The organism is Pseudomonas sp. MS01C9 (assembly GCF_058202755.1).
The window spans coordinates 258,009-282,227 of record NZ_CM177073.1 but is presented as its reverse complement, the minus strand read 5'-3'; the positions used below and the strand labels follow the sequence as shown (position 1 = coordinate 282,227).

Sequence of the window (24,219 nt, the reverse complement as noted above, 5' to 3'; positions counted from 1 at the left end):
CTAGCTGCGCGCCTCCTCCGTTTCGTTGCGATGATGTTCAGGCCAGCTGTCGACGGGGTGGGCCCGGTCTTCGTTGAACATCTCGGTGAGCAGGGCATTGGCGCGCCGGTAGGCGTCGTGGCGGAACTTGAGGTCGTCTTCCGGCTGGGCGACGATTTCCTCCAGCATCTGCAGGTTCAGGCGACGGAACTGATCCGCTCGCTCCCGCGCCTCGTAGGCGCCGACACCCATCTGCACCAGCGCCCGGCGACCCAGCGACAATGCGCTCTCGAAGGTTTCCCGCTCGGCCACCTCGACCCCCATCTGGCGCAGGGTGATCAGGTGCCCCATGTCCCGGGCCCGCACGATCAGTTTCAGCGCGGGGAAGTGCTCCTGGACCAGGCGGGTCAGCGTCAGGTTGTCCTGCTGATCGTCAATCGCGTTGATCAGCACAGTGGCCTGGGCCGCGCCGGCGGCGTGCAGCAAGTCCAGGCGCGTGGCGTCGCCGTAGAACACTTTCACGCCGAACTTGCGCAGGGTCTCGATGTTGTCGGGGTCGTGGTCCAGGACCACCACTTCCACGCCGCAAGACATCAGCAGGCGGCCGGCGATCTGCCCGAAACGGCCGAACCCGGCGATGATGATCCGTGGGTTCTGCTGATCCACCAGGTCGGTTTCCTGGCGGCCCTTTTTGCTCGCCGATTCCAGTCGATCCAGCAGCAGGATCAGCAACGGCGTCACGCACATGGACAGGGCCACTGCCAGGGTCAGGCTCTTGCCCCACTGGTCGGTGAGGATACCCGCCAGCGTCGCGGCGCCGAACACCACGAAGGCAAACTCACTGCCCTGGCCGAGCAAGACCGCCTGCCAGGAGCGTTGCCCGGCGGGGACATTCAGGAAGCGGCTGACAGCCTTGATCACCAGCAGCTTGATCAGGATGAAGCCCAGGGTCAGGGTGATGACTTTCAGCGGCGCGTCGATCAGCGTGCCGAAATCGATGGACATGCCCACGCCGATGAAAAACAGCCCAAGCAGCAGCCCCTTGAACGGTTCGATGTCGCTTTCCAGGGCATGGCGGTACTCGGAGCTGGCCAGCAACACCCCGGCGAGAAACGCCCCCATGGCCATGGACAGGCCGGCTTCCTCCAGGAGAAAGCCGAAGCCGAACACCAGGAACAGGGCCACGGCGCTGAAGATCTCCCGCAGGCCCGAGCGCGCGGCGAAGCGCAGCAACGGCCGCGTCACGTAGCGTCCCAGCAGGACAACGGCGCTGATGGCCGCGACGATCTTGACGATGGACAGCACCAGGGCGGTACCGGACGGTGTTTCGCCGTGGGCCGACAGCAAGGGGATCATGGCCACCAGCGGAATGGCCGCGATGTCCTGGAACAGCAGCACCGCGAAGCTGCTGCGCCCGACGGCGGTGGCGGTCAGGTTGCGTTCGCTCATCGCCTGCATGGCGATGGCCGTTGACGACAGGCTCAGGGTCAGCCCCACCAGCAGCGCCGCCGTCCAGCCCAGGCCCAGGGCTGTGCAGAACGCTGCAATGGCGGCACCGCAGGCCAGCATCTGTAAGGCGCCGCCACCGAACACCATCCGTCGCAGCGCCCAGAGACGCTTGGGATCGAGTTCAAGGCCGATGATGAACAGCATCAGCACGACGCCGATCTCGGCGAATTCCAGGATCGCCTTCACGTCAGTGATCAGCTTCAGCCCCCACGGGCCGATCGCGCACCCGGCCAGCAGGTAGCCCAGCACGGGCCCCAGGCCCAACCGGACGGCAATCGGCACGATCAACGCCGCCGAGCCGAGGTAGATGAGCATCTCAATCAGGCTGTGGGTCTCCATATCAATCTTCCTTCCAGGCGGCCAGGCGGGCGGCGTAATGTTCGATTTGTGCGTGTTGCGCAGCGGATTCAGCGGCATAGGCGCCGTGCACCACCACCGGTTCCAGCCAGCGCATGTGGCAATAGAGGGCCGTTGCGTGAAGGGGCTGGGCCAGCACGGAAAAACCCGGATGGGCGCCGATCTGGAAATGCGCCTGGTCGCCACCGGTGGTGACCGCCCACAGCAGGCTCTTGCCCTTGAGGGCCGTGGTGCCCCGGCCATAGGCCCAGCCGTGGGTGAACACCTTGTCGATCCACAGTTTCAGCAGGGGCGGCATGCTGTACCAATACATCGGATGCTGGAGGACGACCAGTTGCGCTTGCTCGACCACACGCTGCTCGGCCTCGACGTCGATGGCAAAGTCCGGGTAGCGATCGTAGAGGGACCGCACGACTACGTCCGGATGACCGGACACCCGCTCGAGCATCTGCTGGTTGACCCGCGATTGGTCGGGGTAGGGGTGGGCATAAACGATCAGGATCATCGGCAATTCCAGGGCGGGTCCAGGCAAAAGGCCGGACATCCTACCGAGGAAGGCGACAGTTGTTTAGGCTTTAGTTCGTCGACCATTGCGGGGATGGTCAGGTCAAGGGCAACGAGACCTTGACCTCCAGGCCGCCATCGGGGCGATTGCCGAGGGTCAGCGTCCCGCCGTGTTCGAGCACCGTGGCCCGCGCCGCCGACAGTCCGAGCCCGACACCGCCGGTGTGCTTGTTGCGCGAGCCTTCGATCCGGAAGAATGGGGTGAAGACCTGCTCGAGGTATTCGGGGGCAATGCCAGGGCCTTGGTCCAGGATGCGGATGTCCACGCGGTTGGCATCGGCCTCCAGCGTGATGGTCGCTTCGCCGCCATATTTGATGGCGTTGTCCATCAGGTTGACCAGGGCGCGCTTGATGCCGATGGGCCGGCCCAGATAGACGAGGCGATGGGAGCCCTGGAAAGACACCTCGGCGCCCGCATCCTTCAAGTCGTCGACGATGGTGTGGAGCAACTCCGCCAGGTCGAACGCGGTGGCGTGTTCGAGCCGCGCGTCGTCGCGGAAGAATTCCAGGGCCGAATTGACCATCGCCTGCATCTCGTCCACATCCCTGAACAGCCGGGATTGCTGCTCGGGGTCTTCGATGAATTCCCCCCGCAGGCGCATGCGGGTCAGGGGCGCCCGCAGGTCATGGGAAATGGCCGCGAGCATCTGCGTGCGATCCTGCAGGTAGTGCTTGAGCTGGGCCTGCATGGCGTTGAAGGCACTGATCGCCTGGCGGATTTCATAGGGGCCGACCGCGGGGATGGGCGGCGCCTGGTGATCCACGCCAAAGCGCCTGGCCCCTTCGGCGAAGCGCTCCAGCGGGGTTGCCAGGTGCCGCGTGGCCACCAGCGCGACGACGAAGGTCGACAGCAGGATCAAGCCGATGATGATCAGGTTGCGCTCCCATTCGTCCAGCCCCCAACTGCGCGAGGGGGCAGACAGCACCAGCCACGTCTGGTCGGCCAGCCCGATGATCACCGCGTAGCGTGCGGCCGGGTCATCGTTCGGCCAGTCGCCGGGTTGGTAGGCTTCCACGGGGGCATCCGGCCGGCCCAACTGCTGGCGCAGGAAGTCCAGCCCCGCGCTGAATTCCGGATCGTCGATCACCGGCAGCCGGGCCTCCTCACGGCGTTGCAACCATTGCACGTTGAAGCCGGCGTCGCTGGCCGCCCTGGCGATGTCGGGCCGTTGTGCAACGGGTGCCGTGTCAATGATGCGGGCCACGGCGGCGACTTTTTCGATCAGGCCGGTCTCCATCAGCGGCGGCCGCGCCCAGGCACCGGCGAGCATGCTGAACAATTCATTCAAGGCCAGCAGGGTCAGCATGGCGAGCAGGGTGGTCAGGGCGATCCAGCGGGCCACCGTGTCCCGTGGCCGGCGGGGGGCCGTGGGTGAAGGTCTCATCGTTTCAGCACCTGGGGGCTGAAGTAGTAGCCGCTGTTGCGTACGGTGCGGATCATGGACGCGCCGCCGATGTCGGTCTCCAGCTTGCGACGCAAGCGGCTGACCTGCACATCGATGCTGCGGTCGAAGGCGTCGAAGGTTTCGCCCCGGGCCAGGTCCAGCAATTGCTGGCGGCTCAGCACCCGGCGCGGGTGTTCGGCGAACACCAGCAACAGTTCGAACTCCCCCGTGGACAGCGGGATCATGACCTTGTCTGGCGAACGTAACTCGCGCCGGGCGACGTCCAGCTGCCATTTCTCGAATTCCAGGACCGGGCGCGACGCGTCGCCCGGCACGCCCCTGGCTTCGCCGGTGCGCCGCAGCACGGCACGTACCCGGGCCAGTAGCTCCCGGGCGTCGAAGGGCTTGGTCAGGTAGTCGTCCGCCCCCATCTCCAGGCCGACGACGCGGTCACTCAACTCGCCCATGGCGGTGAGCATGATGATGCCGACCCGGTGCTCGGCCCGCAGGCGCTGGCACAGTACCAGGCCGTTGTCCCCCGGCAGCATGACGTCGAGGATGATCAGCTCCGGCATCCTGCGTTCCACCGCCTGCCACAGGGCGATACCGTCGGCGGCCACTTCCACGCTGTAGCCGTGTTGTTCGAGGAATTTGCGCAAGAGGGCGAGGACTTCTAGGTCATCGTCCACCAGTAGTAAATGGCTCACGGCGAGTACGCAGGGTGATGGATACAGGGGGCGATACTAGGGTCAATCCATGGCCTGCGTCATATATTTCAATCCGGAAATAAAGTTGCAGGCGGGCAATACTGCGGAAATCTCCAGGCAAGAAAACAGCGGCAGGATCGCGCCGTTGCCAGTCGATCAGCCAACCACGGGTTCGGTTCTGGGCGGGCGTTGGGCGACACCTCTCCATTCCTTGCCGAGATAGCCTCGTATGCCGAAGTTCAAACCCGCGCCGCTACGTGTTGGATTTTCCCTGGTCATTGCACTGGCGGCACTCGCCAGCGGCTGCACCAGTACACCCGCTGCAAAACCCGGCAGTTGCGAAAGCGTTCCGTACACCGTCCACGATCCTGCGCAGCCCATCAACCGTGGGATCTTCGCTTTCAACCGCACGGTGGACGATTATGCGCTGGCCCCGATGGCCCGCGAGTACCGCAAGCTGCCGGAGGCGGTCCAGACAGGCGTGCACAACTTCGTGGCCAACTTCGGCGAGCCCAAGGTGTTCATCAACGACCTGCTGCAAGGCAATGCGCAACGTTCGGTCAATACCCTGGGACGTTTCGTCATCAACTCGACCGCAGGCATCGTCGGGCTGATCGATGTCTCGGGCAAGCTCGGGATCGAGCGCCACAAAGCCGATTTCGGCCAGACATTCGGGGTCTGGAACCTCGCCCCGGGGCCCATCGTCGAGTTGCCGTTGCTGGGCACCGCCAACCTGAGGGACGCCACGGGCAAGATGGTGGGTTTCGTGGTCGATCCGTTCGCAGGCGACAGCGACACCCTGGACACCCTGGGTACGATCAACACCGCAGGCGGCATCGTCGATGGTCGTGCGCAGGCGCTCCCGCAAACCGACCAGTTACGCACCCAACCGGATTACTACGTGGCCCTGCGTGACGCGGTGGCGCAACAGCGCGCCGATTTTGTCGCACAAGGCAAGCTGGGGGCGGTCACCCCGCAATGCGCGCAGGAACAGGCCGATGACTAACCAGGCGCTGGTGTTGCGACGACACACCAAGACCCTCAGCCGGGGCGGGCTGCAGTGTCGTGAGGTGGAGCTGCGGCTGGCCGAGGATGGCCATCATGTGTTGCTCAGTCGTTACGTCGAGCGCTACCACCATGAGCAAGGCGGTGAGTGCATCGTCCAGCATCATCAGGTGTCGATGGCGACCCTGATACGTTGGATGACCGAGCATGGAGAGCGGGTGAGGGCGTAGCCGCCAGCCTTGCCTGGCGGTGGGAACGCTTCGTGCACCGGCGCGGATTTGGCCGTCCGTGTCTAGAAACATTTTTACACACTTCGTCGACAATAAAGGTTGTACGACGTCGTATGTAGTGTGTTCGACTAGCTCCGTTTCTTACAAAAAAAATAAACGGAGACTCCATCTCATGACGAGCATTCCTACCGTCGAGGGTCAGGCCGCAGCGTCTACCCAAAGCCGCTTCGTCCGCATCCTGAAGCTTCTTGGTCCTGGAATCATCGCAGTATTGTCCTGGCTGGGCGCAGGCGACCTGATCACGTCTTCCGTGGCCGGGGCGAACTACGGCTACGCCATGATGTGGGTGTTGGCAGTGTCGCTGCTGTTGCGCTACCTGATCGTCAACATCATCGCGCGTTTCCAGCTCTGCAATAACCAGGGCATGACCATCCTGCAAGGCTATGCCCAGCTCAACCCGTTCTTCGCCTGGTTCCTGCTGGTGTACGCGCTGCTGATGGGGCATCTGATGAATGCCTACATGATCAAGGGCGCCGGCGAATCCCTGGCCATGCTGCTGAAGGTGGATTACCCCCTGGCTTGCTCGATGGCCGTGGTCCTGGCGGTGTGGCTGCTGGTCGGGCGCAATATCTATTCGATGATCGAAGGCGTCATGAAGGCGCTGCTGGCAATCATGACACTGGCCTTCATCGCCCTGGCTGTCATGTCCGGCCCGGATGTCGCCGGTATCGTGCGGGGCACCATCGGCTTCAGCATTCCACCCGATGAAGGCGTACACGGTGCGTTGCTGGTGGCCGTCTCGGTCATCGGTGCGGTCGCCGGCTCCATCGCCAACTTCGTGCACCCCTATGTCATGCGCCAGAAAGGCTGGACAGGTCCCGAGCACAAGCGCATCCAGCGCAACGACCTGCTGTTCGCGGTGTTCGTCGGGATCGTCATCAACCTGGCGATATGGATCGTCGGCGCGGAAATCCTGCGGCCCAACGGCATAGAGGTCAAAACCCTGGGCGACCTGGGCAAGGCCCTGGAACTGTTCTTCGGCCCGATCGGCTGGTATGTGTTCTTCGTCGGCGTGTTCGCCACGCTGTTCGCCAGTATTTCCGGCAAGACCACCGCTTTTCCGATGCTCATCACCGATGCCTTCCAGCACGTGCGGCCCGAGCGCCGGGAGCGGTATGGCAAGGAGTTCCACCGCGATCCGATGCACAAGTGGTTCATGCTGTTCATCCTGGTCACGCCGCTGATCTGGTCGTTCCCCGGCATGCCTGACTTCGTCACGCTGACCATCGGGGTCAGTGCCCTGAACATCATCGGCTTGCCGGTGATTTCCCTCGGACTGCTGATCATGTCCAACCAGAAATCGTTGCTGGGCAAGGAGTACCGCAACAACCTGTTCGAGAACATCGCCCTGGCCTTTGCCACCGGCCTGGCGCTGTGGGTCGCGTTCCAGCTGGGTGTCGACCTGTTCACTTGAGGCCGGGCCGCGCCCATCCGCTTGCCGCAGTGCCATGTCGCTGCGGCAGGCCGGTCATCACACCGACCATGGCGCAACGGGCGCACTGCTAGACTTTGCCGACCCGTGCTATTTCGGAGAATCCGGATGAACAAGAACAGAATCTGCCTGTGGTATGACGGTGCGGCGCTGGACGCCGCGCAGTTCTATGCCGCGACGTTTCCCGACAGCACGGTGGATGCCGTGCATCACGCTCCCGGTGATTATCCGGCCGGCAAGGAAGGCGACGTGCTGACCGTGGAGTTCACGGTGATGGGCATTCCTTGTCTCGGGCTCAACGGCGGCGCCCTGTTCCCCCACAGCGAGGCCTTCTCGTTCCAGGTCGCCACCGATGACCAGGCCGAAACGGACCGGCTGTGGAATGCGATTATCGACAACGGCGGCCAGGCCAGCGCCTGTGGCTGGTGCAAGGACAAGTGGGGGCTGTCGTGGCAGATCACGCCTCGGGTCCTGAGCAACGCGATCGCCAACCCCGATAGAGCCGCCGCCAAGCGCGCGTTCGAAGCCATGATGCAAATGAGCAAGATCGACATCGCGACGATCGAGGCGGCGGTCAAAGGCTGACACGATATCACCGGCGCCGCCGATTCCTTGCGCGAGCGAGCCTGCTCGCGATGGCGCCGCTGGCCTGCGCCGACCCACTTAACCCAAAGCGGCGTCAGGCACTTTGGCGATCACCTTGATCTCGAACTCAAACCCATACAACCAGGTCACGCCCACCGCCGTCACCGTCGGGTGCGGCGCGTTGCCCCAGAACTCAGGCACCACTTCCCATATCTTCTCGAAGGTGGACTGTGGATCGACCATGAAAACGGTCACGTCCACCACATCGTCAAAGGTGCAACCGGCGGCTGCCAGGATCGCGTTCAGGTTGTTGAAGGCGCGCCGGACCTGGGCTTGCAGGTCGGCTTCCGGCGAACCGTCTTCCAGGCTGCCCACTTGTCCCGATACGAACAGAAACCCATTGGAGCGCACGGCTGGAGAGTAGCGGTTGCGCTCGTAAAGCGCCTGGCGTCCAGGGGGGAAAACAACGTCACGCTGTGTCATAGATACCTCCATCAAAAAGGTCGGACCTGACCCGAAATCAACGATGAAGGCACTCTAGGGGCTTGTGCCGAGGCGATAAACGAGCAACCTTGGCGATCACTGTTTGTAAAATCCAAACAATCCGATGAGCCGGGGCAACCATGGACCGTTTCGATGCGATGCAGGCGTTCGTTCGCGTGGTGGAGGCGGGCAGCTTCACCAAGGCGGCTGAAACACTGCACATGAGCAAGACCACCGTGACCCAGCTGGTGCAGCAACTGGAGGCACGGTTGCGGGTCAGGCTGCTCAACCGCACCACGCGCAAAGTCAACGTGACCGCCGACGGCGCCGTCTACTACGAGCGGGTCATCCGCCTGCTGGCCGACATGGACGATGCCGAGACCAGCCTGTCCGGTGCCCAGGCCTTGCCCAGGGGCCGGCTGCGGGTGGACGTGCCGAGCCCGCTGGCCGCCCTGATCCTGGTGCCGGCATTGCCGGCGTTCTACGCGCGATACCCCGACATCCAGATCGACCTGGGGGTGAGCGATCGCATCGTCGACATGATCGACGAGAACGTCGATTGCGTGGTGCGCGGCGGTGAGCTGACGGACCAGTCATTGATCGCCCGCCGCATCGGCGATCTGGCCCTGGGGGTCTTCGCCTCGCCGGACTACCTGGCACGGGTGGGCACGCCTGTGCATCCGCGAGAGCTGGAAGAGGCGCCGCATCGCATCGTCGGCTTCCTGTGGGCGCGCACCGGCAAGGCCGTGCCGTATGCCATGCGCAATCACAGCGAGCAGCTGCATATCAAGGGACGCCATGCCCTGGCCGTCGACGACGGCAACGCCTACCTGGCCGCCGGCCTGGCGGGGCTGGGGGTGCTCTGGTTGCCGGAATACATGTCCAGGCGCCACGAGGCCCAGGGCGAGTTGGTGCGCCTGTTCCACGGCTGGCGCCTGGATCCGATGCCGCTTTACCTGGCCTACCCACCGAACCGGCACATCAGCGCCAAGCTGCGGGTGTTCATCGCCTGGGTGTCGGAGCTGATGGCGGAACATGCGCCTATCATTGAACGTCATCCGTTGTAAGTCGAATCCGATTGCAGAGGAGAACATGATGGAACGATTCACCGGCGGTTGCCTGTGCGGCGATGTGCGCATCGAGGCTTCGGGGCGCCCTTATCGAGTCGGCCTTTGTCACTGCCTGGACTGTCGCAAGCATCACGGCGCGCTGTTTTTCGCAGCGGCCGTGTTCCCCCAGGACGCGGTGACGATCCAGGGCCAGACACGGGAATATGCCGGGCGACATTTCTGCCCCCGCTGCGGTTCGTCGTTGTTCGCTCGCAGCACCGATGAAATCGAAGTGCACCTGGGCATCCTCGACGCTCCCGACCAACTGGCGCCTACCTACGAAAGCTGGACCGTGCGCCGCGAAGGCTGGCTGCCGCCGTTTCCGCTTGCACACCATTACTCACGGGACCGTGACGGCCAGGGGCGGTTCGAGGATTGATCGGCTTCATCGACCGGGCTAGCTAGCTGCGCGAACCTGACGGACGATAGAGCAAGACAGGCTCTGCTACGCCGGGCCCGCGCCGTCATTGCCCGTCTGGATCAGCGAACTCACCCGCTGGCCGAGCTCGTTCAAGCTGAACGGCTTGGTCAATATCCGGGTGTGCGCATCGGCCGTCACCAGCCTTTCGCCCTCGGCGAAACCGGTGATGAACAGCACCTTGAGCCGTGGATGCCTGGCTCTCATTTCCCGGGCCAGGGCGATGCCGTTCATGGCGCCGGGCAGGCCGATGTCGGTCAGTAGCAGATCCACAGGGCCGGTCTTTTCGGCCTGCTTCAAGGCCGAAACGCTGTCCAGCGATTCGATGACGCGGTAGCCGGTTTCAGCCAGGAATTCGGCCACCATCTGCCGGATGGCGGCTTCGTCGTCCACCAGCAGGATGGTTTCGTTGTTGCCCGGCTGCAACGACGTCGTCTCCTCCGAGCCGGGCTGTGGCGTGGTGGCGGACGGCTGGCTGACCACCGGGAAATACATCGTCACGGTGGTACCCACCCCGACGCTGCTCCGGATCCTGACCTGTCCGCCAGACTGCTGGACAAACCCGTAGATCATCGACAGGCCCAGGCCGGATCCTTCGCCAATGGGCTTGGTCGTGAAGAACGGATCGAACACCCGGGACAGGATGTCGGCGCTGATACCGGTGCCTGTGTCCACCACCGAGATGTCGACGTAGGGGCCCGGCGGCAGCATCTTCTCGTTGGCGGACTGTTCATCGATCAGGCAACTGTGCACGTTCAACTTCAGGGCGCCGCCCCCGGGCATGGCATCCCGGGCATTGATCGCCAGGTTCAGCAGCGCGTTTTCCAGCCCGTTGGGATCGCATCGGATCGGGTCGTTGCCACTGAAAGAGCACTCGACCTGGATACTGGGCCCCACGGAGCGCCGGATCATTTCTTCCAGGCCCGCCACGACAATCCGTGGTTCGAAGACTTCGGGCTGGAGCGACTGCTGCCTTGAAAAGGTCAACAGGCGCTGGGTCAATGCCGCCGCGCGGGTGGCCGAGGTCAGGGCGACGGAGTTGTAGCGTGACAGCTCGTCGTACCGGCCCTGGTCGATGTGCCGTTGCATCAGTTCCAGGCTCGACGTGATGCCGGCCAGGAGATTGTTGAAGTCGTGGGCGATACCGCCAGTCAGTTGCCCGACCGCTTCCATTTTCTGGCTCTGGCGCAGCTTGGACTCGGCCAAGGTGCGTTCCCGCTGCTCGCGTTCGAGCTGCTCGGTGCGCTTGGCGATGCGTTCCTCGAGCCGGTCGTTCCAGTCCCTCAGCGCGTTTTCCAGCTGGACGCGTTCATGGATGTCTTCAACGGTGCCATACCACTGCTCGCACTCTCCGGCAGGGCCCAGGCTGCAGAGCGCCCGGATCCTGAACCAGCGGTATTCGCCGTTGCTCTTGCGCAAACGCAGCTGGGTGTCGAAGGGTTGCAAGGTGGTAAGTGACAGCGTCCAGAGCCGGGCAAAGGCGATTCGATCATCGGGGTGGGCGGCGTTCAGCCACTGGCGGCCCAGGGTTTGTGTCGGCGAGCGCCCGGTGTACTCGTACCAGCGCTGATCCAGGGTCAGCACCGCGCCGAGGCTGTCGGCGGTCCAGGGCCACAGGGGATTGAGCTCGGCGGCGATTCGATAGTGTCGCTCGCTTTCGCGCAGTTTTTCTTCAGAGCGGCGCATGGCCTGCAATGCGTTGACCCGCCGCTGTGCCGCGCCGAGCAGGTTGCCGTATCCGCGCAGAAAGTCGATATCGCTTTCGCTGAACAGGCGGGGGCTGCGGCTGTCGACTTCGAAGATGCCGAACGGGTGCTTCTGCCCGGCGTCGTACACCAGCACGTTGACGAAGGCCCGGACCCCGTTGCGTATCTGGAAGTCGTGGTAGCGAAACCGGGTTTCGGTGGCGATGTCCGTGGAGATGACCGGGCTGCTGGTCTGCAGCGAATAGCGCTCCGGTGTCCCCGGCAACGCCTGTACGCGCACCTGGCCGACGACATCCGGTGTCCAGCCCACGCCGTTGCGCACCAGGAACGTCACGCCGTCTTCCTCCAGCCACATGAACTTGGCCAGGTGCGTGTCGAGCGCCTCGCTCACCAGGCGGCACGCCTGGTCAAGGATGTGCTCCAGGTCATCCGAGGCCAGGGCCAGCTCGCCGAACTCGGCCAGTACCTTGCGTTGGCGCAACAACGTGTCTTCGATTGCCATGGGGATCATCCGTGGTACGTCCTCAGTATCCGAGGGCCGGACGGCGGCGAGGTTCACAGCAATCGATGAGCGTTGCTCCGGGCGCTTCCGGCGAGGGTCTGGGTAACGCAAAAGCCCTTCCAGGGAAGGGCTTTTGCGAGGGGCAGGTGGGCGCGAGCCGGCTCGCGCCTACAGGGTTTATTCCTGGAGGAACTTCAGCAGATCCTGGTTGAGGCGATCCTTGTGGGTCTCGGTCAAACCATGGGGCGCACCTGCATAGACGATCAACCGGGCACCTTTGATCAGTGCGGCCGAAGCCCGGCCGGCGGCATCGATGGGCACGATCTGGTCGTCGTCGCCATGGATCACCAGCGTCGGCACGTCGAACTTCTTCAGGTCGGCGCGAAAATCCGTGGCCGAGAAGGCCGCGATCGAGTCATAGGTGTTCTTGCTGCCGCCCATCATGCCCTGCGCCCAGAAAGTCTGGATCAGACCTTGAGATGGCTTGGCGCCCTTGCGGTTGTAGCCGTAGAACGGGCCCGAAGCGATGTCCAGGTAGAGCTGCGAGCGATTTTCCAGGGACGCCTTGCGCAGGCCGTCGAACACGGTGATCGGCAGGCCGCCGGGGTTGGTGTCGGTCTTGAGCATCAGCGGTGGCACGGACGAGACCAGTACGGCTTTCTTCACTCGCGCGGTGCCGTGGCGACCGATGTAGCGCGCCACTTCACCACCGCCGGTGGAGAAGCCCACCAGGGTGACATCCTTCAGGTCCAGCGCTTCGATCACCGCTGCCAGGTCGTCGGCGTAGTGATCCATGTCGTTGCCTTCCCAGGGCTGGCTGGAACGGCCATGGCCGCGGCGGTCGTGGGCGATGACCCGATAGCCCTTCGAGGCGAGGAACATCATCTGCGCTTCCCAGCTGTCGGAGTCCAGCGGCCAGCCGTGGCTGAAGGTCACTACCTGGCCGTTGCGAGGGCCCCAGTCCTTGTAGTAGAGCTGCACGCCATCCCGGGTGGTGATGTAGCTGGCGGACTGGACGACGCTGCCGACGGCGGACACGGTCGTACCGGCCTGGGCAGGCGTCGCGGCATGGGCGCTGAGGGTGGCGAGTGCGAGGGTGGCAATGGCCAGGGTGCGGTTGAAGGTGTTCATCGTTTCTCTCTCCATAAGGGGTGTGGTTCGATCTGCGGCGGTCGTCATCGATCGCGTTGGTGGGCAGATTAGAGAGAGTGGAGGGGGACGAGAACTGCATGCTATCGATAGCGACTATAAGGAAAACGGATAGCTGCGCTGCGCTTGGGTCGAGGGCTCCCCGAGCCCTCACGCATTGCGGCATGCAGACGCTCAATATCGATGGACGATGCCCAGCCGCCCCATGATTTCCAAGGCATCGACCAGGCCCAGGCCATTCATGGGCAGGCAGGCGAAGGCCTGGTATTCATCGAAATGCGTGCCGAGGGCCAGCAACTTCAGATCGTGGGCGTCGAGCCGGGCATTGAAATATTGCAGCACCGCCCGCTCCCAATCGCTGGCACGGTTGACGGCATCGACGGTGTCACGCTCAGGCGCGGGGATTTCGATACCCGACTGCCGTAGCGGGGCCAGGGCATTGACCGCATGGATCCCGCAGGACGACCACGCTTTCCATTCGAACTCGGCCAACTGGTTGGCCGCGGTGAGTGCTGAGGCCACCTGCGTCCACGCCCAGTCCCACTGCGCGGTAGGCGCCGGCAGGTTCTCGACGAGCGCTTGGGCGTGGACCTCGTCGAACAGGCAATGGAACAGGTCGGCCAGCGTATCGGCCACATCGAGCCCGGGGCCTTGCGCCTGGGTGTCCAGGTCGCGGCTCAAGCGCTGCCAGAGGCTGTCCAGCTCCTGCCAGTCCTCTTCGTCCATCTCATCGTCGATCACCTGGGCCTTGTGCCCGCGCTGGTAGTTATCCAGCCGCGTCTTGTGCACGCGAACCTCACCTTCGGCAAGATGGACGGCATAGCTGGTGTGGTCCAGGTAGTTGGTCTGCAAAACGATGCGGTCTGGAAACACATCATGGACGAGGCTTTCCTCGGCATCGAAATACGTCGCGCCCTCGAACGTGCCATGGGCCGTGGTGATACGTTGAAACGACAGCGGATCGATTGGATTCATAGGGCAAGCGCCTGCAGGAGGGCGGGAGCGGATGCGCCGGGGCAGGTGCACCGCTTTTTCAATGGCGCTGATCCTACACCAAGGTACCGGGGTTGCTGAATCCCGGGTTCTGCAAGGAAAAATCCGAAGGCTCGAACCGCTCGCCAGTGTCCATGCGCACGTTGCGCAGCCCCACGGTCTCCAGGTGCGAGGCGTACAACGTCTCGGCAAAATAGCTGATCAGAATGGAGCGCCGGCGCGTGCCCATGGAATTCAGGCTGCCGGCATGCACCAGGTCGACATCGAGCACCAGGATGTCACCGGCGCAGCCCGCCAGCTGCACGGAGCGTGACTCATCGGCGAAGTCGAAGGCCGGTTCCCCCGGCCCGGGGCGATGGCTGCCGGGAACGAGACGGGTCGCACCGTTGCCGGGGCCATAGTCATCGAAGAAAGCCAGGGCAATCGCAACGTCGCCGGGCCGTTTGGCTGACAGGTCCCGATGCAACGGCTGATGGCCGCCACCGGCAAGAGGTTCGCGTCCTTCCACCTGGGACAGAAAGAACCGCTCGGCGATCAACTCGCCTGCTACCGCCAGCACCTGGGGCAAACGACACACTGCCTGCACCGTCTCATTGTCATCCAGCATCGAATAACGCCAGCCCGTGCCACGCGGTACCGGCCATTGATCCGCCGGCCTCACGCCGGAATCGAAAGCCTTGCGCAGCGCCTCCAGCCACCCGGCCGGGATCGCCCGACGAAGCAGCGCGTAGCCATCGCGATGAAGTCGCTCGCGATCCGTCATGTCTTTCCTCGACTTGCGTACAAGGGCATCCGCAAGGCTAGCCGTCAAACCCAACCCAGACCACCCCGCATGGCAAATCGAAGGCGATCACCGGGACAATATCCCGCGCCACCGTTATCATCACGCCACCATCCAGAAAAGGACTTCACCGATGAAGCGTCTGTTCGCCTGTACCTTCCTGGCGCTGGCTGTTGCCGGCTTTGCCAACGCCGAAGAAAGCACCTTCGAAGAAACCAACCAATGCACGCAAGACATCGACTGCCAAGGTGACTTGATCTGCAAGAACGGCCTGTGCGATCTGCCCCAGCCGCAACAAAGCCCCGTGGCAAAAACCACCACCACCCAAAAAGCCGCACCGTCGGCACCGCCCGGCGTAGCCTACCAGGCGCTGCCCATCAATACGGAGCGTGCAGGCCCCTTCACGACCCAGCCCCAGGGCACGGGAACCGCGCTGAACTACCGATCCCGTGCCGGTGTGATCAACGTCATGGAATCGGTCGTCGAACAGGCCGAATACACCGGCTATGTGACCATCGAAAGGGCCTTCACATTTGGCCCGAGCCGGTACGTGGTGGTCGTGTCCACCGGCGAGGGCGGCAATGCCTGCCCGGCGTCCACCTATGTCTTGAGCTTCGACACCGAGGCCGAGCGGGTCGATGGCAAGCAAGAGGTCAAGGGTTGCTCGGAACGGGTGGAGGTTGAGGCGCAGGGGAATAAGTTGCTGGTGAAGAAGGAGGACGGTGAGGTGACGGTTTATAACGGGGTTGTGCAATAGGCACGGACTCGTCCACACAATCATGCAGGCAGGGCCCGATCCCGCTGTAACCCCAACGGAATTTCTCAACATGCATTTGCGTTCAAGCCTGTTTTGCCTGTGTCTTTTCAGTGGCCTGACCCAGGCAGCCGTCGACTGTTCAGCCCTGGCGGAAAAGCTATCGGGGACGGTGCCGGAATTTCATCCGCCGCTACAAGGCAAGGTCATTGGCAGCGGCCGCCTGCATCTCCACGAAGCCCCGGACGAGGCCTGCGCCAACAAGAAAATCTTCGTCATACCCGGCGACTCCCTCACCCTCTACTCCAGCCTTGAAGACGAGTCATGGCTGGAAGTGAACTTCATCGCCAAGAGCGGCGATGACTTTACCGGTTGGGTGAGGGCGGATCGGGTGGAGATCGGCGAGTCTTATGGAGCACCATCGGGTGAGGCTGGGGATTCGGCGGAGGGGGATGACCAGTAAGCGTTGGGTAGCGATGAATACGCTCAGTTGAGGTGTGCTTACAGGTTGGGGAGGTGGTGAGTGAGTCTTGATCTGCGCATAGAGGCTGACCTGTATGTTCCGACGATGATGGCAGTCTTTTACTTCTCCAGAGAGCCAGGCTGTGCAATTTCTGTCAATGTCATTCCGACCTCAGGTGCGGCCTTCCATTGAAATAACTTGCAACCCTTGAGTGATTGAGAAACCGCACGCGCCTCTCTAAATTTTTTCTCACAACGCCGGGCCCCTCTGACAGCGAATCGCTGCCATGTCGGAGTTGCAGTTTGTACAACTTCGACATCAGAGGAGGGGGCTCATGACTGCCCTGGAAGCGTTCTTTCTTGCCGAGTTTCTCGGCACCGCCAGCTGGTTGTGGCTCGTTTTTGTCAGCATCGTCTTGAGCCTGTTGATCTTTGACCTCGGGGTGCTGCACCGTGAGCATCGAGAAATCGGCGTTCGTGAAAGCCTGTTACTGTCTGCCGGCTATGTCACGGCTGGCTTGCTGTTCGGCCTCTGGGTCTGGCAGGTCAAGGGCGGTGATGCCGGGATGGATTTCTACACCGGCTTTCTTATCGAAAAATCGTTGTCGATGGACAACGTTTTCCTCATGGCGATGATCTTCAGCTTTCTCTCAATTCCGCGTAAGTATCAGCACGAGGTGCTGTTCTGGGGCATTCTCGGTGTCATAGTGCTGCGCGCTATCATGATTGGCCTAGGTGCAGCGCTGATCGCCGAGTTCAGTTGGATTCTCTATGTATTCGGCATCTTCCTGCTGTTGACCGGGGTAAAGATGCTGTTCAGCAAGATCGATGCCCACCCGAACCTTAGCGATAACTTGCTGGTGAAGTTCCTGCGCAAACACATGCGGGTCACCGATCGCTTGCATGAAGAGCGCTTCTTCGTCCGCCAGATGGATGCCAATGGCAAGTCCGTGGTCTGGGCGACGCCGTTGTTCCTGGCCTTGGTGCTGATCGAGTGCGCCGACCTGGTATTCGCTGTGGACAGCGTGCCGGCGATCTTTGCCATCACCCAGGACCCCTTCATCGTCTACACCTCGAACATTTTCGCCATCCTCGGCCTACGTGCGCTGTATTTCGCTCTGGCGGCGATGATCCACCGCTTCGCCTACCTCAAGTACGCCTTGGCGCTGGTGCTGGTGTTCATCGGCGGCAAGATCTTCATGGTCGGCATCATCGGCAAGATTCCGGCAGTCCTTTCTCTGGGGGTAACGGTGGCTTTGCTGTTGGGCGGTGTGCTGCTGTCGCTTTGGAAAACCCGCGACCAAACCTCCGCTGGTCCCCAGGTTTAGATCCAGAAAACTGTCGGCTGCCAAACGAAAACAGTAAACCCGGCGCGAGGGCCGGGTTTGGAAAAATATGCCAGTTACGCTTGCAGCGGATATCGTCCGTAGAAGTTGCACTGATAACAAACTAGAACGCCACCTCAGAACCTCTCTTCGCTGCATAACTGGCAACCAGACCGAGCCGTGTCTATTGTTTTGGGCGACAAATTGCTACGGGAGGCATGGACATGAGTCATAGCACTTCGCCCACCGCTGCGGCTGTGGGAAACACGGGCATGGTAGCCACGGCCTTATGGGGCTCGGACAAGATTGGCGGCATCACGGTCGATCCGGACGGTGCCATCTGGCTTGGCGCCTACAGCCGCCTGGGCCTGGGAGGCGAAGAGGATTCGGGCTTCACCGGCAGCCTGGTCCGGTTCAATGCCGACGGTAGCCTGGACCGCAGCTACAGTGCAGACGGCAAATCCCTCCTGCCTGTGTCGCTCGATATCGAGGACGGCGGTAATGCCGCGGTGCAGCCGGGCGGGGGCTACCTGGTGGCTCAGTACGTGAAAGTCGGCGATGCCTGGGTGTCGGGCGTAAGTCGTACCTTGGCTGACGGCCGCCTCGATACGAGTTTCGGCAACGGCGGAACCGCGACCGTGCCGTTCTACTGGAATGAATCTCTAGGCCAGCAAGCGTCGTTCTCCGTGCAGCGCGACGGCAGCTTTTTCGCGAGCGCTGCGTATCCCACTGGGGAAATCTATATCGCCCGCTTCGACGCGACGGGGGCCCTGGTCTCGTCTTTCGCAGAGGGCGGGGTCCTGCACCTGCCAGCATCCGTCGGCATTCAACCCCGCGGTACGATCGACGTTTCCCTGCAGGAAGACGGAAAAGTACTGGTCACGGGGCAGGACACCCTGACCCGCCTTAACCAGGACGGTACCCTGGATAGCAGCTTTGCCAACGGCGGCAGCCTGGCCCTGGATGTTCATGCAAACGCCCTCGTTATCCAGGAGGACGGCAAAATCCTGCTGGCGGGCGCCTCGGGCGGCGTGGCGACGGTCACGCGGCTCAACGCAGATGGCTCGCTCGACACCGGGTTCGGTGATCAGGGGCAGGTGAGCTGGGGCTCGCAAAGTGCGCCTTTCGCAGTCGCCGACATGGTGGTGCTGGCCGACGGCAGGGTGTTGATTGGGGGAAGCCAGGGGACGAAGGCGGACGGTTATCTGGCCGCCCTGGTTCAGTTGAACCCCGACGGTAGCCTGGATCACAGCTTCGGCAATCCCGACGACGGCTATTACCACCTTGACGGTAGCCAGAATGATGACTTCTTGCTGGGTACCGACTCGTTCGACGATGCCATCGTTGGCGGGGCCGGTAACGATCTGCTCGATGGCCAGCAAGGTCGCGACCTGCTGACGGGCGGCGTCGGGGCCGATACGTTCCGTTACGAGTCAGTCGCAGACAGCTACCGAACCGTAACCACGGCCCATAGCGACCGAATCACCGACTTCGACCCCAACACCGATACGATCGATCTCTCATCCCTGGGCTTCCTCGGGCTGGGCAATGGACATGACGGAACGCTGGCGATACGAGTCAATGAAAGCGGAACGCGGACCTACCTCAAGAGTTTCGATGCCAACGCGGAGGGGGAACGCTTCGAATTGGTCTTCGATGGTGACTTGAGCCAAACGCTGAATGAAACCAACATCCTGTTCCAGCAAGCCAGGTTGACGGGCACCGAAGAGGCCGATCGTCTACAGGGCAACGCCCGAGGCGAAATCATCGAAGGGTTCGCGGGGGATGACCGCCTCTATGGCGCACTGGGGAATGATGTGCTGGTAGGCGCAGAGGGCCGGGACCTGCTGGCAGGTGGCGGTAACAACGATGTGTTCCGCTTCGACGCGCTGAGCGACAGCTACCGTACCGCCACCGAAAACCACACGGATCGGCTGCTTGACTATACGGTGGGTGAAGACACCATCGATTTGTCCGCCCTGGGCTTTACCCGGCTGGGAAATGGCTACAACGGCACGTTGGACGTGGTTGTCAATGAAGCCAAGAACCTGACCTACTTGAAGAGCTACGAAGCCGACGCCAATGGAGCTCGATTCGAGTTGAGCCTGGCAGGGGACCACTCCGGGTACCGTAACCTGGACATCATCTTCGCCGAGCCTGCGGGAGATGAAGTCTTCCAATTGATCGGAGCGACTGACCTCTGGGTGTGAACGCCAACCTGGTCATTCCTTGCCTTGGGCCGCTTCCTGAGCGGTCCAAGGCGCTATGCGCGTGGAAGACCTCCATATAGGGCAGCTTTAGGTCGATCGCTGGCCTTGGTCATTGCACCTACCCAGCACTCAACCCCCTCAACACATCCAACACATGTTGCGTAGACCGCTCGACCTCGCCACCCCGGTGGGCAATCCCCAGTTCACGCCACAACAAGGGCTGCAATGGCCTCATGACGATTCGTGTATCGGGCAATGGCGTGGAGGCTTCATGGGGCAGTAACGTTGCGCCATAGCCGGCAGCCACCAGGCTTTTTATCGCATCGTTGTAGTTCAGTTGAATTCGCGGCGTAGGCTGGCGTTCATCATTGGCGAACCATTCCGACGTCAAGCGCGAAAGCCGTGTGGTGCTGTCGTTCAGAATCAAGGGTTGGGCGGCCAGCCAACCGGGTGTCACGATGTCCGGGCAGTCCCAGCGAGCCGGCAAGAAGGCCATGACCGGGTCGCGTCGCCATGGCTCGATCCGCAACCCCTTCACCGGGGGCTGTGGCAGCGCGACCAGGCCGATTTCCAACGAGCCCTCGGCAAGCTTCTTCAACGTCTCCTGGGAGGTAAGCACGGCGACCTGCACATCGATAGCGGGATGGCGTTGGTCTAACGTCTCCAACGCTTGCGGCAGCAACTGGGCGATGGCCCCTGTGGAGGCCCCCAGCCGCACACGACCGGCCAAGCCCTGTACCTGACGCTCGACGTCCTCAAGCGCCTGTTCCGCATCCGCCAACAGGCGCCGCGCGCGGTTCACCAGTGTTTCGCCAATCGTCGTAGGCTGAATGCGTCCACGGGTACGTGACAACAGCTGACCACCAACCCGCGACTCCAGATCGGTGATATGTAAGCTGACGGTGGGGGGCGCAAGGTGCAAGGCACGAGCGGCCTCGGCAAACGAGCCCAGGTCGACAATGGCTACCAAGGTGCGCAGGCGGTCCAGGCTGATTTCACGCATGGGTCATTCCATATTCAGGAAAACTGAATTCAATCGTTTGGAAATTCAACTTTTCCAATCTTAGCCGTTCCCTGAAGATGGAGTCTCCTGATTTCCTGTGTCCGGGAGCTTTCCATGGCGATTCCTCACCTGTTCATCGACGGCGACCAAGGCACCACCGGGTTGCAAATCCATCAGCGTTTAAGCAGGCGGACCGATCTGCGGCTTGTCACGCTCAGCTCCGAACATCGCAAGGATCCGCAACGCCGCGCTGAAATCATCAACGACTGCGACATCGCCATTCTTTGCTTGCCCGACCCGGCTGCACGCGACGCGGTAGCGAGCATCAGAAACCCCGCTGTACGGGTGATCGACGCAAGCTCCGCGCACCGTACCCATCCAGACTGGGTCTACGGTTTCGCGCAGATGAACGCGCAGCAGGCCAGACGAATCGCCACGGCGCGGCGGGTCAGCAACCCCGGTTGCTATCCCACGGGAGCGATAGGGCTGCTGCGTCCATTGCTGGAGGCTGGGCTGCTGCCCACGGACTACCCGATGAGCATTCACGCCGTGTCGGGCTATTCCGGAAAAGGGCGCGTCGGCGTACAAGAGTATGAGGGTGAGGGCGCATCGCAGGCTCCCGCGTTCCAGGTCTACGGTCTGGGGTTGGCGCACAAACATATTCCGGAAATACAGCAGCACAGCGGTTTGACGGAGCGGCCGATGTTCGTACCGGCCTACGGGGTTTTTCGCCAGGGCATCGTGCTGACCATCCCGTTGCAACTTCGCTTGCTGGCGCCAGGCGTGGATGCGATGCGGTTGCATGCCTGCCTGATGCAGCACTACGCCGACGCCCCCTCTGTACAGGTCATGTCGATGCAAGAGGCTAAGGAGCTGACATACCTTGATCCCCAGGCCCTCAACGGGACTGACGGTTTGCGTTTAGTGGTGTGTGAAAATGACGAGACGGGACAGGTTCTGTTGGCGGCGGTATTCGACAATCTCGGGAAGGGGGCCGCTGGCGCGGCGGTGGAGAATCTGGATTTGATGATGGCGTGAGAATTTTTCATCAGCATCTTGATCGCTAGGAGGGAGCTTGGCACCGAAAGCTATTCTGTTCGATCTGGACAACACGTTGACCCATCGTGCGCTCAGCATTGACCGCTACGTTGAGCGATTTCTGGATGAGTTCAAGGGTGAAATCTCGGGAGTGGACCCCCGTCGGATCTCCCATCTGATCGCACGCACCGATAACGGTGGGTATCTGCGACCGGAGTCTGAATACTCTTCCATCCGTGAGGCGGTTGGGTACACGTTGGCTCAGGAGTTGAAGTGGCGCGGGCCAATCGATCCCAAGCGATTGATCACCCATTGGATCAATCACTTTCCGAGCGCTGCGGTTGAAATGCCAGGCGCTGGCGCGATGATTCAAGCGCTTCGTCGCAAGGGAATTGCCATCGGTGTCATCTCCAATGGCGCCGAGCATTCGCGACGGCAGACCCTGAAGGCACTGCCCTTCGGGGATGCCATTGAGACGATGATTTGCTCTGAAACGTGGGGTGTTTCGAAACCGGCGCCTGAAATATTCCATCAGGGAGCGAAGGCATTGGGGGCCCGTCCCGAGCATTGCTGGTTTGTGGGGGATCACCCGCAGAATGATTACCTGGGTGCCGCAGCCGCCGGAATGCTTGCCGTCTGGTTGAGTGGATTCCATCCGTGGCCCGCGAACATAGCACCAGCGGAGCGCTCCATTGAAACATTGAAAGAGCTCTTGGACATGCTTACAACCTGATAGCGGTACCTGACGGCCAATTGGCATATCACCGTCTAATCGACGCAGGTCTGCTGGATCAGATCGTGCACTGCTCGCCCTTTCTGACCAGACTTTGACCGAGTGGCTGCCCTCAGGGCTTGCTCCCCATCCGACCTTGGGTCGCCCCGTTTTTACACCCATCAAGGGGACGGATGCCGCAAGTTCTGACTAATTGAAAGTCATTATCATTTGATATACTCTCGCGATTCTTCCTTGCTAGAGTCGCATGCGTGTCCTGGCCATCCGATCCTCATTCCGCCGACGGCCAGTTCGAGAGCCATTCGAACGAACTGCTGCGCTTTCTCACACGTCAGGTGAAGTGTGAAGAGCTGGCGGCCGACCTGCGCCAGGAAACCTGGTTGCGCTTTCGTCGGCGCGAGTCCGGGACGGAAATCGGCAATCTTCGCGCGTTTCTCTACCGCATCGCGCGCAACCTGATCATCGACTACCGCCGCCAGCAAAAATCCCGCCCGGTCGAGGAGCAGATATCCATCGAATTGGTCAGTGCCCAGCCGGGTCCGGAGCGAGCGGCAAGCGACGCCCAGCGCCTGGAGCGATTGCAGCGCGTGGTCGAGGGTTTGCCCCCGCACCTGCGCCAGGCGTTGTTGTGGAATCGCCTGGACGGGCTGACCCAGCGTGAGATCGGCGAGCGCCTGGGTGTCTCGGAAAGTATGGCCGGACGCTATATCCTGAAGGCCCTCGAACACTGCCAGCAGCAGATGGACCCGCAGCCGTGAATCATCCTTCGCTTATCGACCAGGCCCGACAGTGGCAGGTGCTGCTGCACTCCGGCCGCGCCACCGCTGCCGATCGCGCTGCCGCGCAGGCCTGGCGCCAGGCGGCGCCCGAGCACGAGCAGGCGTTGCGTGAGGTGGAAGGGCTGTGGTCGTTGCTCGGCCAGATAGAACGTCCGGCCGAGCAGCCTCAGGTGCGCGTGCTGCGTCGTCGTCGACTGTGGGCGGCTCCGCTGGCCTGCGCCGCGATGCTGTTGCTCGCCCTGTGGCTGCCGCGCGGCACCTGGATTGGCCTGTATGCCGACATCAGCACCCAGCCGGGCGAGGTGCGCGAGGTGCGTCTGGCCGATGGTTCGCTGTTGACCCTCAACGGCGATTCGGCGCTGGACTGGCAGTTTGTCGACGGTCGTCGCGAGGTCAGGCTGTACCGTGGCGAGGCGGATTTCCAGGTCGCCCATGACCCGGCCCGGCCGTTCATGGTCAGTGCCGGCGAGGCGCGCATCCGCGTCACCGGCACGCGCTTCGATGTGCGTCTGGAGGAGGGCGGTGTCGACCTCGCAGTCAGCGAGGGCCGAGTGCTGGCCTCCAGCGCGGGCGGCGAGCCGCTGCCCGTGGTCGGCGGGCAGCAGGTGCAATGGCGCGGCGGGGCGCTGCAGGCGCCGCAAGCACTGGATGCGCGCCAGCGCCTGGGCTGGCAGCGCGGCAAACTGGTGTTCCGCGACCGGCCCCTGGAGCAAGTGTTCGCCGAACTCGAGCGCAGCCAGTCTGCGCGGGTGCTGTTTGTCGATGACGCCGCTCGCCGCCTACAGGTGACCGGCGTGTTCGCCCTTGACGATCCGCAGGCGGTGTTGAGCGCTGTGGAAACCACCTTGCCTGTGCGCCTGGTGCGCCTGCCGGGGTTGATCCTGGTCGCGTCACGTCGCTGAGACCCGCGCCGCGCCTGTACCTTCAAGAAAAAAGAAAATATTTGGGCGGCGATGGTTCA

At 62.5% G+C, this 24,219-nt stretch carries 24 protein-coding genes; 14 read left to right on the top strand and 10 right to left on the bottom strand.

Annotated features, from left to right (window positions below; all coding sequences use genetic code 11):
• The 4 genes from kefC to AC1M7R_RS01285 form a co-directional block, all read right to left on the bottom strand.
• Positions 1-1,827 (bottom strand): glutathione-regulated potassium-efflux system protein KefC, encoded by a 1,827-nt coding sequence (kefC, locus tag AC1M7R_RS01300; RefSeq protein ID WP_072392990.1) that lies wholly within the window; start codon positions 1,825-1,827, stop codon positions 1-3.
• A 1-nt stretch (position 1,828) separates the two neighbouring features.
• Positions 1,829-2,350 carry a glutathione-regulated potassium-efflux system oxidoreductase KefF gene (gene kefF, locus AC1M7R_RS01295; RefSeq protein WP_072392992.1) on the bottom strand — a complete coding sequence of 174 codons (522 nt, stop codon included), beginning with the start codon at positions 2,348-2,350 and terminating at the stop codon, positions 1,829-1,831.
• A gap of 97 nt (positions 2,351-2,447) precedes the next feature.
• Entirely contained in the window at positions 2,448-3,794 is a 1,347-nt protein-coding gene (locus AC1M7R_RS01290) for a sensor histidine kinase (protein ID WP_072392995.1), read from the bottom strand.
• On the bottom strand, positions 3,791-4,501 hold the full coding sequence (locus tag AC1M7R_RS01285) for a response regulator (protein ID WP_072392998.1): 711 nt from the start codon (positions 4,499-4,501) through the stop codon (positions 3,791-3,793). The genes AC1M7R_RS01290 and AC1M7R_RS01285 overlap by 4 nt, the downstream gene beginning before the upstream one ends.
• Positions 4,502-4,730: 229 nt before the next feature.
• Here AC1M7R_RS01285 and AC1M7R_RS01280 point away from each other — a divergent pair, with 229 nt between their 5' ends.
• From AC1M7R_RS01280 to AC1M7R_RS01265, 4 genes are all read left to right on the top strand, one after another.
• Positions 4,731-5,507, top strand: a complete 777-nt coding sequence (locus AC1M7R_RS01280) for an MlaA family lipoprotein (RefSeq protein ID WP_490610181.1) — start codon at positions 4,731-4,733, stop codon at positions 5,505-5,507.
• Entirely contained in the window at positions 5,500-5,736 is a 237-nt protein-coding gene (locus AC1M7R_RS01275; RefSeq protein WP_072393005.1) for a hypothetical protein, read from the top strand. Before AC1M7R_RS01280 ends, AC1M7R_RS01275 begins: the two co-directional genes overlap by 8 nt.
• A 172-nt stretch (positions 5,737-5,908) precedes the next feature.
• On the top strand, positions 5,909-7,210 hold the full coding sequence (locus AC1M7R_RS01270; protein ID WP_072393008.1) for an Nramp family divalent metal transporter: 1,302 nt from the start codon (positions 5,909-5,911) through the stop codon (positions 7,208-7,210).
• Positions 7,211-7,336: 126 nt separating this feature from the next.
• Entirely contained in the window at positions 7,337-7,813 is a 477-nt protein-coding gene (locus tag AC1M7R_RS01265; protein ID WP_072393012.1) for a VOC family protein, read from the top strand.
• A 78-nt stretch (positions 7,814-7,891) separates the two neighbouring features.
• Here the strand turns inward: AC1M7R_RS01265 and AC1M7R_RS01260 are convergent, their stop codons facing one another.
• Complete coding sequence (locus AC1M7R_RS01260) at positions 7,892-8,296, bottom strand: RidA family protein (protein WP_072393015.1); 405 nt, start codon at positions 8,294-8,296, stop codon at positions 7,892-7,894.
• A 140-nt stretch (positions 8,297-8,436) separates the two neighbouring features.
• On the opposite strand from AC1M7R_RS01260, the gene AC1M7R_RS01255 reads away from it, so the two are divergent.
• Both AC1M7R_RS01255 and AC1M7R_RS01250 read left to right on the top strand, forming a co-directional pair.
• A complete protein-coding gene (locus AC1M7R_RS01255) occupies positions 8,437-9,363 on the top strand; it encodes a LysR family transcriptional regulator (RefSeq protein ID WP_072393018.1) in 927 nt (308 codons plus the stop codon).
• A 28-nt stretch (positions 9,364-9,391) separates the two neighbouring features.
• A complete protein-coding gene (locus AC1M7R_RS01250; protein WP_072458351.1) occupies positions 9,392-9,784 on the top strand; it encodes a GFA family protein in 393 nt (130 codons plus the stop codon).
• Positions 9,785-9,850: 66 nt separating this feature from the next.
• On the opposite strand, the gene AC1M7R_RS01245 is transcribed toward AC1M7R_RS01250, so the two are convergent.
• The 4 genes from AC1M7R_RS01245 to AC1M7R_RS01230 all read right to left on the bottom strand — a co-directional run bounded on the left by AC1M7R_RS01245 (position 9,851) and on the right by AC1M7R_RS01230 (position 14,936).
• Entirely contained in the window at positions 9,851-12,031 is a 2,181-nt protein-coding gene (locus AC1M7R_RS01245; RefSeq protein ID WP_490610180.1) for an ATP-binding protein, read from the bottom strand.
• A gap of 177 nt (positions 12,032-12,208) precedes the next feature.
• The gene (locus AC1M7R_RS01240) at positions 12,209-13,162 is read right to left on the bottom strand and encodes an alpha/beta fold hydrolase (protein ID WP_076406825.1); all 954 of its coding nucleotides are present in this window, start codon (positions 13,160-13,162) and stop codon (positions 12,209-12,211) included.
• Positions 13,163-13,354: 192 nt separating this feature from the next.
• Positions 13,355-14,155 (bottom strand): DUF6630 family protein, encoded by an 801-nt coding sequence (locus AC1M7R_RS01235; protein WP_490610179.1) that lies wholly within the window; start codon positions 14,153-14,155, stop codon positions 13,355-13,357.
• A 73-nt stretch (positions 14,156-14,228) separates the two neighbouring features.
• A complete protein-coding gene (locus AC1M7R_RS01230; protein ID WP_337349773.1) occupies positions 14,229-14,936 on the bottom strand; it encodes a phytanoyl-CoA dioxygenase family protein in 708 nt (235 codons plus the stop codon).
• On the opposite strand from AC1M7R_RS01230, the gene AC1M7R_RS01225 reads away from it, so the two are divergent.
• From AC1M7R_RS01225 to AC1M7R_RS01210, 4 genes are all read left to right on the top strand, one after another.
• On the top strand, positions 14,935-15,711 hold the full coding sequence (locus tag AC1M7R_RS01225; RefSeq protein WP_172834637.1) for a hypothetical protein: 777 nt from the start codon (positions 14,935-14,937) through the stop codon (positions 15,709-15,711). The two genes, AC1M7R_RS01230 and AC1M7R_RS01225, sit on opposite strands and share 2 nt — an antisense overlap.
• A 70-nt stretch (positions 15,712-15,781) precedes the next feature.
• Positions 15,782-16,171, top strand: coding sequence for a hypothetical protein (locus tag AC1M7R_RS01220; protein WP_337349774.1), 390 nt, complete (start codon positions 15,782-15,784; stop codon positions 16,169-16,171).
• Positions 16,172-16,505: 334 nt separating this feature from the next.
• Complete coding sequence (locus tag AC1M7R_RS01215; protein ID WP_076406827.1) at positions 16,506-17,498, top strand: TerC family protein; 993 nt, start codon at positions 16,506-16,508, stop codon at positions 17,496-17,498.
• 269 nt (positions 17,499-17,767) lie between these two features.
• The gene (locus AC1M7R_RS01210; RefSeq protein WP_490610178.1) at positions 17,768-19,705 is read left to right on the top strand and encodes a M10 family metallopeptidase C-terminal domain-containing protein; all 1,938 of its coding nucleotides are present in this window, start codon (positions 17,768-17,770) and stop codon (positions 19,703-19,705) included.
• Between the two features lie 118 nt (positions 19,706-19,823).
• On the opposite strand, the gene AC1M7R_RS01205 is transcribed toward AC1M7R_RS01210, so the two are convergent.
• Entirely contained in the window at positions 19,824-20,708 is an 885-nt protein-coding gene (locus AC1M7R_RS01205; protein WP_490610177.1) for a LysR family transcriptional regulator, read from the bottom strand.
• 114 nt (positions 20,709-20,822) lie between these two features.
• Between AC1M7R_RS01205 and argC the strand changes: the two genes are divergently transcribed.
• From argC to AC1M7R_RS01185, 4 genes are all read left to right on the top strand, one after another.
• Positions 20,823-21,746, top strand: coding sequence for an N-acetyl-gamma-glutamyl-phosphate reductase (argC, locus tag AC1M7R_RS01200; RefSeq protein WP_490610176.1), 924 nt, complete (start codon positions 20,823-20,825; stop codon positions 21,744-21,746).
• 37 nt (positions 21,747-21,783) lie between these two features.
• The gene (locus AC1M7R_RS01195) at positions 21,784-22,479 is read left to right on the top strand and encodes an HAD family hydrolase (protein ID WP_490610175.1); all 696 of its coding nucleotides are present in this window, start codon (positions 21,784-21,786) and stop codon (positions 22,477-22,479) included.
• Positions 22,480-22,730: 251 nt separating this feature from the next.
• On the top strand, positions 22,731-23,237 hold the full coding sequence (locus tag AC1M7R_RS01190) for an RNA polymerase sigma factor (protein WP_072399132.1): 507 nt from the start codon (positions 22,731-22,733) through the stop codon (positions 23,235-23,237).
• Complete coding sequence (locus AC1M7R_RS01185) at positions 23,234-24,160, top strand: FecR family protein (protein ID WP_490610174.1); 927 nt, start codon at positions 23,234-23,236, stop codon at positions 24,158-24,160. The genes AC1M7R_RS01190 and AC1M7R_RS01185 overlap by 4 nt, the downstream gene beginning before the upstream one ends.
• Positions 24,161-24,219 lie beyond the last annotated feature (59 nt).

What these genes read in the sequence shown, in the direction of transcription:
- AC1M7R_RS01240 (WP_076406825.1), bottom strand. Translation starts at nt 13,162, where the DNA reads ATGAACACCTTCAACCGCACCCTGGCCATTGCCACCCTCGCACTCGCC.
- AC1M7R_RS01275 (WP_072393005.1), top strand. Translation starts at nt 5,500, where the DNA reads ATGACTAACCAGGCGCTGGTGTTGCGACGACACACCAAGACCCTCAGC.
- AC1M7R_RS01290 (WP_072392995.1), bottom strand. Translation starts at nt 3,794, where the DNA reads ATGAGACCTTCACCCACGGCCCCCCGCCGGCCACGGGACACGGTGGCC.
- AC1M7R_RS01255 (WP_072393018.1), top strand. Translation starts at nt 8,437, where the DNA reads ATGGACCGTTTCGATGCGATGCAGGCGTTCGTTCGCGTGGTGGAGGCG.
- AC1M7R_RS01280 (WP_490610181.1), top strand. Translation starts at nt 4,731, where the DNA reads ATGCCGAAGTTCAAACCCGCGCCGCTACGTGTTGGATTTTCCCTGGTC.
- AC1M7R_RS01215 (WP_076406827.1), top strand. Translation starts at nt 16,506, where the DNA reads ATGACTGCCCTGGAAGCGTTCTTTCTTGCCGAGTTTCTCGGCACCGCC.
- AC1M7R_RS01230 (WP_337349773.1), bottom strand. Translation starts at nt 14,936, where the DNA reads ATGACGGATCGCGAGCGACTTCATCGCGATGGCTACGCGCTGCTTCGT.
- AC1M7R_RS01265 (WP_072393012.1), top strand. Translation starts at nt 7,337, where the DNA reads ATGAACAAGAACAGAATCTGCCTGTGGTATGACGGTGCGGCGCTGGAC.
- AC1M7R_RS01225 (WP_172834637.1), top strand. Translation starts at nt 14,935, where the DNA reads ATGTCTTTCCTCGACTTGCGTACAAGGGCATCCGCAAGGCTAGCCGTC.
- AC1M7R_RS01235 (WP_490610179.1), bottom strand. Translation starts at nt 14,155, where the DNA reads ATGAATCCAATCGATCCGCTGTCGTTTCAACGTATCACCACGGCCCAT.
- argC (WP_490610176.1), top strand. Translation starts at nt 20,823, where the DNA reads ATGGCGATTCCTCACCTGTTCATCGACGGCGACCAAGGCACCACCGGG.
- AC1M7R_RS01205 (WP_490610177.1), bottom strand. Translation starts at nt 20,708, where the DNA reads ATGCGTGAAATCAGCCTGGACCGCCTGCGCACCTTGGTAGCCATTGTC.
- AC1M7R_RS01260 (WP_072393015.1), bottom strand. Translation starts at nt 8,296, where the DNA reads ATGACACAGCGTGACGTTGTTTTCCCCCCTGGACGCCAGGCGCTTTAC.
- AC1M7R_RS01245 (WP_490610180.1), bottom strand. Translation starts at nt 12,031, where the DNA reads ATGGCAATCGAAGACACGTTGTTGCGCCAACGCAAGGTACTGGCCGAG.
- AC1M7R_RS01270 (WP_072393008.1), top strand. Translation starts at nt 5,909, where the DNA reads ATGACGAGCATTCCTACCGTCGAGGGTCAGGCCGCAGCGTCTACCCAA.
- kefF (WP_072392992.1), bottom strand. Translation starts at nt 2,350, where the DNA reads ATGATCCTGATCGTTTATGCCCACCCCTACCCCGACCAATCGCGGGTC.
- AC1M7R_RS01220 (WP_337349774.1), top strand. Translation starts at nt 15,782, where the DNA reads ATGCATTTGCGTTCAAGCCTGTTTTGCCTGTGTCTTTTCAGTGGCCTG.
- kefC (WP_072392990.1), bottom strand. Translation starts at nt 1,827, where the DNA reads ATGGAGACCCACAGCCTGATTGAGATGCTCATCTACCTCGGCTCGGCG.
- AC1M7R_RS01250 (WP_072458351.1), top strand. Translation starts at nt 9,392, where the DNA reads ATGGAACGATTCACCGGCGGTTGCCTGTGCGGCGATGTGCGCATCGAG.
- AC1M7R_RS01210 (WP_490610178.1), top strand. Translation starts at nt 17,768, where the DNA reads ATGGTAGCCACGGCCTTATGGGGCTCGGACAAGATTGGCGGCATCACG.